Source organism: Mycobacterium colombiense, from assembly GCF_003284975.1.
GTDB classification, from domain to species: Bacteria; Actinomycetota; Actinomycetes; order Mycobacteriales; family Mycobacteriaceae; genus Mycobacterium; species Mycobacterium europaeum_A.
Genome location: NZ_QMEU01000144.1, coordinates 1 through 9,271 on the forward strand (window position 1 = coordinate 1; position 9,271 = coordinate 9,271).

Below are 9,271 nucleotides of genomic sequence, written 5' to 3' on the forward strand. Positions count from 1 at the left end.
CCGGTGTGCCGAGCGGCTGGCTGTGCGCAGCACGCGCCAGCGGTTCGCTGGGGTCGCTGACGATCGGTATCGACGTGGTCAGGGGCGGCCGCCCGGCCGAACCCTGATGACGGCCGACCTCGAAGGTCAGCGTCGGGCCGTCCGGGTTGCCGACGTTGACCCGCAGGCCGTCCTGGATGTCGACGACCGGGACGCGGCGGTTGTGCACGTAAAGGCCGTTGAGGCTGCCGTTGTCGATGGCGATCCAGCGGCCCTGCTCGTATCGCACGATCAGGTGGTTGCGGGAGATCAGGGGGTGGGCGACGCGGACGTCCGCGCGCAGGTCACGCCCGATCACGACGTCGTTGCCCGGCGCGAAGGTGCGCTCGGCTCCCTCATACCGCACGGTCAGCGCGGGCGGTGCTGGTGGGCTCATCGGGACCAACTGTAACGGCAGCGGCGGGGCTTATCCCCCGAGTTCACCGCCGGGCACCGTTTCGCACGCGCTCCCGGCGGGCGCAACCGTGCAGACCCGCCGCAGCCACCGATCGCGGACGACGGACGAAACGGCTTGCGGCGCAATTACTTTCGTAGCCTTCAACCCGCAACCGCGGCGTTGCGCAGGCTGCGTACGCTGGGAATCTTGGCACGTGCGGCGGTGACGTCCTTGACGAAATCGCCGATGTACTTGAGGGCCCACCGGCCCTCGGGCAAGACGTCGGCCGCGATCGGGAAGTCGTGTATCTGCCCTTCCCACAGGTGTAGATCGCAGTGGATTCCGCTGGCTTCCAGGCGTTTCGCCATCAATTCGGCGTCGGCGAGCAACAATTCGTCCGAGCTGGCGTGAATGGTGACCGGCGGCATCGAGGACAGGTCGGCGTCCACCGGCGACGCGACGGTGTTGTCACCCCGGCCTTCCAAAACCTGTGCCTTGCTGAGGTATTGAGCGAACATCGAGAACGCCCGGCGGGTGAACATGGAGCACTTGCGCGCGTTGCGGTGCTTGAGCTTGCGCACCGGGTCCGCGTCGGTGAACGGCGAGATGGTCGCCACGCCGGCCGGCTCCATGATGTCGTCACTGATCGCCAGCAGGGTGGTCATGAACGCCAGGTAGCCGCCGGCCGAGTCGCCGGCCACCACGATCTGGTCGCCGTCGAAGCCGCGATCCTGCAGCCAGCGCAGGCCGCTGATCCCGTCGTCGATGGCATCGGTGATCTGGTGGGTGGGCAGCTTCCGGTAGGCGACGGTCAACACGGCGGCATCGGCCGCCTTCGACAGGCGGGCCACCATCGAGCGATGGGTGTTGAGGCCGCAGGTGAGGAAGGCACCACCGTGCAAGTACAGGATCGCCCGCTCCCCCGATACGCCGGGCGCGCGAACCCATTCGGCGGCACAGTTGTCCAGCCGAACCGAGTCGATTTTCGTGCCGGACCCGATGCGCGGGACCAGCCCCGCGACGCCGTCGACGTACTCGAACGGCCACCGCAGGTTGGGCGTCATGGCCCAGGCGCGGATGGTGTTCTTGACGATCAGGCGGCTGGCGAGTCCCACCGCGACCGACTGCGGGCTGTGGCGACGGTGGACGCGCCGCGTGATCGCCACGCTCGGCAGTACGTGGGCCGGGCCGGTTGCACTCACCATTGGGTCTCAACCTCCTAAGTGGAGGTTCGGATACCCGCCGCCACGCCGAGGTTAACTGGAAAAGAACGGACGATATTGTCGGCTACGTCACGTTTGCTGTGCGGGAAGATGGGTACCACTGGTCTAAGTTTCTCGTGGTTCTCGCGCGGGCTCGATCCGGCCGGACCGGCTGTAGCCCGCCCCATCGGATGCCCGAAGATATGACCGATGACACACGCTAAGCGTCCCGATCCGTTGCTGGCCGGCCGGGTCGCGGTCGTGACGGGCGGCGCGGGAGGCATCGGCGCGGCGACCGCTCGGTTGTTCGCAGAGCACGGCGCGAACGTGGTGATCGCCGACGTCGACGCCAGGCTGGCCGACGCGACGGCCGTCTCGATCAGCGAATCCGGTGGCTCGGCCCTGGCGCTTCGCACAGACGTTCGTGACCCCGACCAGGTAACCCGCTTGGCCCGGGTGGTCCTCGATCGGTTCGGCCGGGTCGATGTGCTGGTCAACAACGTGGGGCACTGGCTGCGGCATCCCGGGAGCTTCCCCGACACCGACCCGCAGCTGTGGGACGACCTCTACCGAATCAACCTGCACCACGTTTTCCTGGTCAGCCACGCGTTCCTGCCGGCCATGGTGCAGCGGCACACCGGCGCGATCGTGAACGTCTCCTCGGTCGAGGGGTTGCGCGGCTATCCGGAGGATCCGGTTTATGCCGCTTTCAAGGCCGCCGTCATCGCTTTCACCCGCAGCCTGGCCGTCCAGGTCGGTAACGACGGGGTGCGGGTCAACGCGATCGCCCCCGACGTCACCGAGTCCCTGCAAGTGCCGTATTCGCAATGGCTTTCGGCCGAGGAGCAGGCGCGGTGGCCGCAGTGGGTGCCGGTCGGGCGGATGGGCCAGCCCGAGGACCAAGCCCGGGCGATCCTGTTCCTGGCCTCCGACCTTTCGGCGTTCGTCACCGGCCACACCATCCCCACCGACGGCGGCACCGGCGCGGCCGGCGGATGGTTCCGCTCGGCGCGCCGCCCCGACCGGCAGTGGACCAATCGGCCCATCGCCCCGTGATCAGATATAGCCCAGCGCGGCGTTCTCCGCGCGGATGCGCACGCTCAGCACCGCGGCGTTGGCCGCGCTGAACACGATCGCGGTCAGCCACGCCGAATGCACCAGCGGCAGCGCGGCCACCTCGGCGGCGACCGCCGCGTAGTTGGGGTGGCGCATCCAGCGGTACGGCCCGCGGGAAATCAACGGCGCGTCCGGGATGACGATCAGCCTCGGATTCCAGTGCTTGCCGAGCACGCTGACGCAGCTCCAGCGGATGGCCGTGCTGAGCGCGACGACGGCCAGCATCGGCCAGCCCAGCCACCAAATGAACGGCCGGCCCAAGCTCCAGGTCTCGACGACGCACGAAATCAGCAGCAGGGCATGCATGCTGACCATCGCCGGGTAGTGATCGCGCCCGAACTCCTTGCCGCCGTGGGTCATCGACCATCTGGCGTTTCGCCGGGCGACCGCCAACTCGGCCAGACGTTCGGCGCCGATGGCGAGAATGAACAGGTAGTACATCCCGATGCCCCCCGTCACCACTGCAGCAGAAGGAGTTCGAAGCAAAAGCCCGGGCCCATCGCCAACATCACCCCGAAGGCGCCGTCGGCCGGCGGCTCGGCGACGGTGCGACGCAGCACGTCCAGCACCGAGACGGAGGATACATTTCCGTTCTCGCGCATGGAGTTTCGGCTGTGCGCCAGCGCTTCGGCGGGCAGGCCGACCGCATTCTCGATCGATTCGATGACCTTCGGACCACCGGGATGGCAGACCCACGCCGAGATGTCGGCGACGGTCAGGCCGTGGCCGCCCAGAAACGCGTCGACCTCGCCGCGCAGGTAGTCGTCGGCCATTTTCGGGACCTCACGCGACATCACCAGCTGGAACCCGCTCGAACCGACGTTCCAGCCCATCACGTCAACGGAATCCGGGATGAGGCGGCTGTGGGTCGCCAGGATGCGCGGACTGGTAGCGCTGTCCGCCAAGGGAATTCGGTCTCCCCCGGTCACGACGACGGCGGCGGCGCCGTCGCCGAACAGCGAGACGCCGATGAGGGCGGGGATCGAGGTGTCGTCGCGCTGCAGGGTGAGCGAGCACAGTTCGACCGACAGCAGCACCGCCACGTGGCCGGGGTAACCGTGCAGGTAGTCGTGCACGCGCGCCATGCCCGCGGCGCCGGCCACGCAGCCGAGCCCGAACAGCGGGACGCGTTTGACGTCGGGCCGCAGCCCGATTCGCGTCATCAGTCGTGCGTCGATGGTGGGCACGGCGATTCCAGTGCTGGAGACCACCACGATGGCGTCGACCTCGTCAGCTGCCACCCCGGCGTCCTCGAGCGCCGAATTGACCGCCCGCTCACCGAGATTGACGGCGACTTCGAGGTAGGCGTCGTTGGCCTCGGTGAATCCGCTCAGGCGCGGATATCGCGACAGCGGCAGCGCAAGGCTGCGCTGATCGACGCCGGCGGTCTGGGCGAAGCGCACGAATGCCGGATCGGTGAACTCGGTGAGTTCGCGCGCCACCTCGTCTTGGTTGTACCGGTGCGGCGTGAAAGCCACCGCGGTACCGGCGATCCGGGGAGCGCCACACCCTCGGCCCGCGTCTCGATGTGCGGAAGTGGAATACGTTGTTACAGTCATGCCTATGCGGACGACGCACACCCCGCATATGGTTCATCACATCGGTGCTGGGGTGAGGTGAACCACAGCGCGACATCCCCCGTTAACCAGGAGACGATCAGGTTGGCGCGGGCCGGAATCGCGCTGGATCGTCGAGGATCGTGACCGGGATGCCGTTGAGCACCCCGTTGCCGGAGGGCTCGTCGATGAACGTCGGCGGGGAGAGCACATTGGTGTTCGCGCCGGGCGCGCTGTTGGCCACCGACATCCGGGTGCCCGGCTTGCCGTGCCCCCAGCCGTGCGGCATCGACACGACACCGGGCTTGATGGAGTCCGTGACCTCGACGGGCACCGTGATCTCACCGGCCTCCGATTTCACCGTCACGATGTCGCTGCCGGCGATGCCGCACCGGGCCGCGTCGTCGGGGTGGATCAGCAACGTGCACCGGTCCTTTCCCTTCATCAGCGCCGGCACGTTGTGTAGCCAGGTGTTGTTCGATCGGAGGTGGCGCCGACTCACCAGGACGAGCGGTTCGGCTGGCCGCTGCATGCGGGCGGCCAGTCGCGGCAGGTCGTCGAGCAGGTATTGCGGGGCGAGGCGGATCTTCTTGTCGGAGGTGGCGAGCAGGTCGGGCAGCTGCGGCACCATGGGGCCGAAGTCGATCCCGTTCGGGTTGGCCTTGAGCATGTCCAGCGTGAGCCCGCCCGGATTCTTGCCGTACTGGTCGCCGAACGGCCCCGTTCGCAGGGTGAGGTCCAGCATTCGCTCCGGTCCCCCGCGCTCGTAGAGCCTGCGGATCTGTGCCCCGTCGAGCCCGCGGGTGAAGGCCAGGTAATCGAAGAAGCCGTCGTCGATCGCCGCGACGTCCACGGCCTCGGCGGGGGTTCCGGTGCACAGGCCGGTCAGCCGGATCAAGATCTCCCACTCATGCGGGCGATCGCCCGGATCGAACACCGGGGCCGAATAATTCGCGATGCTGTGGATGGCGAAGAGCAGGATCAGGTCGTCGTGGTGCGGCTGCTCGAGCGGGGACAGCCCGGGCAGGATCACGTCGGCGTGCCGCGTCGTCTCGTTGAGCCAAAGATCAACGGAGATCATCGCTTCCAGCATCGGCAGCACTTCGTCGAGCTTGTCGCCGGCGGGGGTGGACAACACCGGATTGCCCGCCACCGTGATCAACGCCTTGAGCTGCCCATCGCCCGGTGTGGCGATCTCCTCCGCCATGCACGACACCGGCGCCTGACCGAGCACCTCCTTCGCGCCACGCACCCGGGTGCGCCAGCGACCGAATTCCGGAGCGCCGTCTTCCAATCCGGGCAGCGGTGCGGCGGTGATGGACCAGGCCGCCGGCGTGGGGAACATCGCCCCGCCCGGGGTGTCGAAATGGCCGGTGAGAATGTTGATGACGTCGACCAGCCAGCTGGCGAGGCTGCCGAACTCCTGGTTGCACAGGCCGATTCGGCCATAGACCACCGATCTCTTCGTGCCCGCGAGCTCGCGGGCCAGCCGGCGGATGCGGTCCTCGTCGATGCCCGTGACGGCACTGACCCGCTCCGGCGGCCACTCCGCCGCGGCCGCCCGCATGGTGTCGACACCGTCGACATGGGGACCGGGATTGATCAGCCCCTCGTCGAAGAGCGTGTGCGCGACGGCCAGCAACAGCGCCGCGTCGGTTCCGGGCACGATGGGCAGCCACTCGTCGGCGCGCGCGGCGGTCAGGGTGCGCACCGGGTCGATCACAATCACCTTGCCGCGCTTGCGAATCCCGTCGATCAGGCCCATCACGTTGGGTGCGGCCAACAGCGAACCCTGCGATGCCGCCGGGTTGGCGCCCATGATCACCAGCAGGTCGGTGCGTTCGATGTCGGGCACCGGGAAGTTCCACCACAGCCCGTACATCAGATGCGACGACAGGTTCTTCGGCCATTGGTCCACCGTCCCCGGCGAATACGTGACCGGCATGCCCGACATCCCCATCAGCACGCCCGCATAGCGGGCCAGTGAGAACGAGTGCGCCAGCGGGTTGCCGGTGTAGGCGGTCACCGCGCCGATGCCGTACTTCTCGATCACCGGGGTCAGCAACTCGGTGCAACGGCGAAACGCCGCGTCCCAGCTGACCTCCCGCCACTGGCCGTCGACCTTGATCATCGGCGCGCGGATGCGGTCCGGATCGTCGTGCAGCGCCGCAAGCGAGGTGCCCTTCGGGCACAGATGTCCGCGGCTCCACACGTCGTCACGGTTGCCGCGAATGCCGGTGACGCGGCCGTCCTTGACGTGAATCGCCAAGCCGCACATGGCTTCACACAACGGACACGTGCGCAGGTGGATACCGTCCTCGCCGGGTTTCATCCACCCACTGTATTCCGCTACCGCGGGTAGCGGAAGTGGAGAAATGTCGGGGTCAGGCCGCCCAGGGCCCGATGCCACCGACCCGGTCGATGCGGATGTGGGTGAGGTAGCCGGGCGGCGCGTTGTCCGGCGGGAACTTCGCTTTCGGATCACCCAGCACCGGGTTGAGCTCCGTCAGCAGTTCGGGGGCGCCGCCCTCGGTGATCCGGGCGGTTCCCGCGATGGACAAATACGGCCGCATCCCCTGCCCCCCGCCGTCCAGCGACACGATCGTCACGGCCACCCGGGGATCCCTGCGCACGTTGCGGACCTTCTTGTGTTCCGAAAGGTGGGCGCTGACGAGTTCGTCGCCGTCCGGTGTCGAGCGCAGCGCGACCCAGACCACGCTCACCTGGGGGCTGCCATCGGGATTGATCGTGACCAGGGTGGCGTCGGCCCCTTTGCCGATGAGGCCGCGCGCGGCATCGTTGAGCTTCATGCGTGGTTCTACAGCCAGGCGCGGCGTTTCATTCCCAATCGGCTGCTCACACCCGGCGGCCCGGCCACGCCTGTGACCGGGCCACCCTCACACGTCGCTATTGTTCGGCTTTTTGCCGGGCCTCGTTGATATCGGCGGCCTTGCGGGCGCTCTCGGCCTCGGCCTCTTTCTGGGCCGCCTCGCGCTGCGCGTCGGCCTTGTCCTGCTGGGCCTGGCCCTCGCGCCTCAGGTCGTCACGACCCGCGAGCGCGCCGGCGACTTCTTTGACCTTGCCCTTGACGCCCTCGACGATGCCCTCGACGGCTTCCGCGGGACCACTCTTGTCCGACATGCGTTCTCCCTCCATGGCGTGCACGCGCCCGTGTCGTGCAATCGACTCCCTTATTGCCCAACCGGCGGATTCTCGAAACTTCGGCCAGACCATGCAATACGCCTACGCTGTTGACCCAGCAGGGTCGGCGGGGCGAGGAGTCGTGACGGTGCAGATGTGGGAACTGGTCGTCCGCGAGCGGATTCGGGATACTTTGGCGCGCTACAACTGGTCCGGCGACGCCGGCCGCCTCGACGACCTGGCGGCGACGTTCTGCGCCGACGGCGTCCTCGAGATCCGGGGTTTCGAGCCACTGCACGGGCGGTCGGACATCGCGGCCTTCCTGGGCGGCGTCACCGGCAGGATCGCCATCGACGCCGACGTCAAACCGATTGTGCGCCATAACGTCGCGAACGTGTTGTTCACGGAGGTGACACCAGACCGGGCCGGGGTCGACTGCTACTTCACCGTGGTCACCCACATCGGCCTGGACCACTACGGCCGATACCGCGACATCCTGGTTCCCGACGGTGACGCCTGGCTGATCAAGCACCGCAAGGTCTCGACCGACTGGGCGGCTCCCGACTCCGCCATGGCCCGCCGGCCCTAGCGACACCGCGATCGCCGGCCCCGCGAAACCCGTTGTTCGCGAGACGGTTCCGCGCCGCGACCACCGAGAAAGGATCGACCATGGGGACATCCGACACCGACCGGGCCGTGGCCTACCTGCTGGTTCGGCTGACCATCGGGGCCAGTCTGTTCGGCCACGGTTTGGTCCGGTTGCCGAAGCTGGCCGCGTTTCACGCCCAGCTGATGGGAGAGTTCACGAAGTCGATGCTGCCCGCCGTCGCGGTCTCGGCATGCGGTTACGCGCTGCCGTTCGCGGAACTGACCATCGGAACGCTGTTGCTGGGCGGCGTGCTGACCCGGACGGCCGCCATCGCCGGCGCACTGGTGATGGTCGTTCTGGTCCTGGGCGCCACGTCGATCGAGCACTTCAACGTGATCGGCGACCAACTCGTGCACGCGCTCTTTCTCGTCGGCGTGATTGCGTTCCGCGGGCACAACCGCTACTCCGTCGACCACCTGCTCGCGGGCCGCCGGTCAACCAGCGCATAACCTCCACGACGCTGGCACGCTGGGGTGGCCGCGGCGCGGCGATTTCGTTAACTGTCTTGACGAAATGTTTGCCCAACGCCCCTCGACGGCTACACATAGGAGTCACACCTCAAAAGATTGCGGTCTCCGGATGGGGCACGCTTGCGGAGCTTCGGGATGACCGCGGGTCAGGTGACCAGCGGTCATGGCCGCACAACCGAGACGAGCAACTATGCAACGACTCAGCGGATTGGACGCGTTCTTTCTGCACCTGGAATCGCCGACGCAGCCCTTGAATGTTTGCTGCGTGCTGGAGTTGGACCCCTCGACGATGCCCGGCGGCTATACCTTTGATCGCTTCCGTGCCGCGCTGTGCGAGCGGCTTGATGCGGTGCCCGAATTCCGCCTCAAGCTGGCCGACAACCAACTGAACTTCGACCACCCCGTGTGGGTCGACGACGACCGGTTCGACCCGGCTCGCCACCTGCACCGCGTCGCCCTGCCGTCGCCGGGAGGTCCGAAGGAATTAGCGGACATCTGCGGCCACATCGCCGGCCTGCCGCTCGATCGCGACCGGCCGCTGTGGGAGATGTGGGTGATCGAAGGCCTGCACGGCACGGACGCGCTGTCCGTCGTCCTCAAGGTCCACCACGCGGTGGTCGACGGCGTGGGCGGCGCCCACCTGCTCTCGCAGCTGTGCAGCACGGTGCCCGACGCCCCGCCACCGGAACCGGCCGAGCGCGCCGACGCGGCCAATCCACTAC

At 67.7% G+C, this 9,271-nt stretch carries 11 protein-coding genes; 4 read left to right on the forward strand and 7 right to left on the reverse strand.

Features of this window, described 5'->3' with window-relative positions; translation table 11 throughout:
* Positions 1 to 415, reverse strand: a 415-nt coding sequence (locus tag DQP58_RS24510; protein ID WP_240630108.1) for an FHA domain-containing protein, incomplete at its 3' end; no start/stop codon positions are given.
* Between the two features lie 161 nt (positions 416 to 576).
* Positions 577 to 1,620 carry an alpha/beta hydrolase gene (locus tag DQP58_RS24515; protein WP_112710712.1) on the reverse strand — a complete coding sequence of 348 codons (1,044 nt, stop codon included), beginning with the start codon at positions 1,618 to 1,620 and terminating at the stop codon, positions 577 to 579.
* A gap of 207 nt (positions 1,621 to 1,827) precedes the next feature.
* On the opposite strand from DQP58_RS24515, the gene DQP58_RS24520 reads away from it, so the two are divergent.
* Positions 1,828 to 2,673 (forward strand): SDR family NAD(P)-dependent oxidoreductase, encoded by an 846-nt coding sequence (locus tag DQP58_RS24520; RefSeq protein WP_112710713.1) that lies wholly within the window; start codon positions 1,828 to 1,830, stop codon positions 2,671 to 2,673.
* Here the strand turns inward: DQP58_RS24520 and DQP58_RS24525 are convergent, their stop codons facing one another.
* From DQP58_RS24525 to mbp1, 5 genes are all read right to left on the reverse strand, one after another.
* Complete coding sequence (locus tag DQP58_RS24525) at positions 2,674 to 3,174, reverse strand: isoprenylcysteine carboxyl methyltransferase family protein (protein WP_112710718.1); 501 nt, start codon at positions 3,172 to 3,174, stop codon at positions 2,674 to 2,676.
* Between the two features lie 14 nt (positions 3,175 to 3,188).
* Positions 3,189 to 4,211: a type III polyketide synthase gene (locus DQP58_RS24530; RefSeq protein WP_240630110.1), complete on the reverse strand. Its 1,023-nt coding sequence runs from the start codon at positions 4,209 to 4,211 to the stop codon at positions 3,189 to 3,191.
* Between the two features lie 178 nt (positions 4,212 to 4,389).
* The gene (locus tag DQP58_RS24535; RefSeq protein ID WP_112710715.1) at positions 4,390 to 6,621 is read right to left on the reverse strand and encodes a molybdopterin-dependent oxidoreductase; all 2,232 of its coding nucleotides are present in this window, start codon (positions 6,619 to 6,621) and stop codon (positions 4,390 to 4,392) included.
* Between the two features lie 52 nt (positions 6,622 to 6,673).
* Complete coding sequence (locus DQP58_RS24540) at positions 6,674 to 7,099, reverse strand: PPOX class F420-dependent oxidoreductase (RefSeq protein WP_112710716.1); 426 nt, start codon at positions 7,097 to 7,099, stop codon at positions 6,674 to 6,676.
* Between the two features lie 97 nt (positions 7,100 to 7,196).
* Complete coding sequence (mbp1, locus tag DQP58_RS24545; RefSeq protein ID WP_112710720.1) at positions 7,197 to 7,430, reverse strand: microaggregate-binding protein 1; 234 nt, start codon at positions 7,428 to 7,430, stop codon at positions 7,197 to 7,199.
* 148 nt (positions 7,431 to 7,578) lie between these two features.
* Here mbp1 and DQP58_RS24550 point away from each other — a divergent pair, with 148 nt between their 5' ends.
* From DQP58_RS24550 to DQP58_RS24560, 3 genes are all read left to right on the forward strand, one after another.
* Positions 7,579 to 8,019 carry a nuclear transport factor 2 family protein gene (locus tag DQP58_RS24550; protein ID WP_112710719.1) on the forward strand — a complete coding sequence of 147 codons (441 nt, stop codon included), beginning with the start codon at positions 7,579 to 7,581 and terminating at the stop codon, positions 8,017 to 8,019.
* Between the two features lie 80 nt (positions 8,020 to 8,099).
* Positions 8,100 to 8,528: a DoxX family protein gene (locus DQP58_RS24555; protein ID WP_112710717.1), complete on the forward strand. Its 429-nt coding sequence runs from the start codon at positions 8,100 to 8,102 to the stop codon at positions 8,526 to 8,528.
* Positions 8,529 to 8,739: 211 nt separating this feature from the next.
* Positions 8,740 to 9,271, forward strand: a 532-nt coding sequence (locus tag DQP58_RS24560; protein ID WP_240630112.1) for a wax ester/triacylglycerol synthase family O-acyltransferase, incomplete at its 3' end; no start/stop codon positions are given.

Excerpts from the sequence above, each read along its gene's own strand:
- DQP58_RS24540 (WP_112710716.1), bottom strand. The coding sequence starts at position 7,099 with ATGAAGCTCAACGATGCCGCGCGCGGCCTCATCGGCAAAGGGGCCGAC.
- DQP58_RS24520 (WP_112710713.1), top strand. The coding sequence starts at position 1,828 with ATGACACACGCTAAGCGTCCCGATCCGTTGCTGGCCGGCCGGGTCGCG.
- DQP58_RS24515 (WP_112710712.1), bottom strand. The coding sequence starts at position 1,620 with ATGGTGAGTGCAACCGGCCCGGCCCACGTACTGCCGAGCGTGGCGATC.
- DQP58_RS24535 (WP_112710715.1), bottom strand. The coding sequence starts at position 6,621 with ATGAAACCCGGCGAGGACGGTATCCACCTGCGCACGTGTCCGTTGTGT.
- DQP58_RS24555 (WP_112710717.1), top strand. The coding sequence starts at position 8,100 with ATGGGGACATCCGACACCGACCGGGCCGTGGCCTACCTGCTGGTTCGG.
- DQP58_RS24525 (WP_112710718.1), bottom strand. The coding sequence starts at position 3,174 with ATGTACTACCTGTTCATTCTCGCCATCGGCGCCGAACGTCTGGCCGAG.
- mbp1 (WP_112710720.1), bottom strand. The coding sequence starts at position 7,430 with ATGTCGGACAAGAGTGGTCCCGCGGAAGCCGTCGAGGGCATCGTCGAG.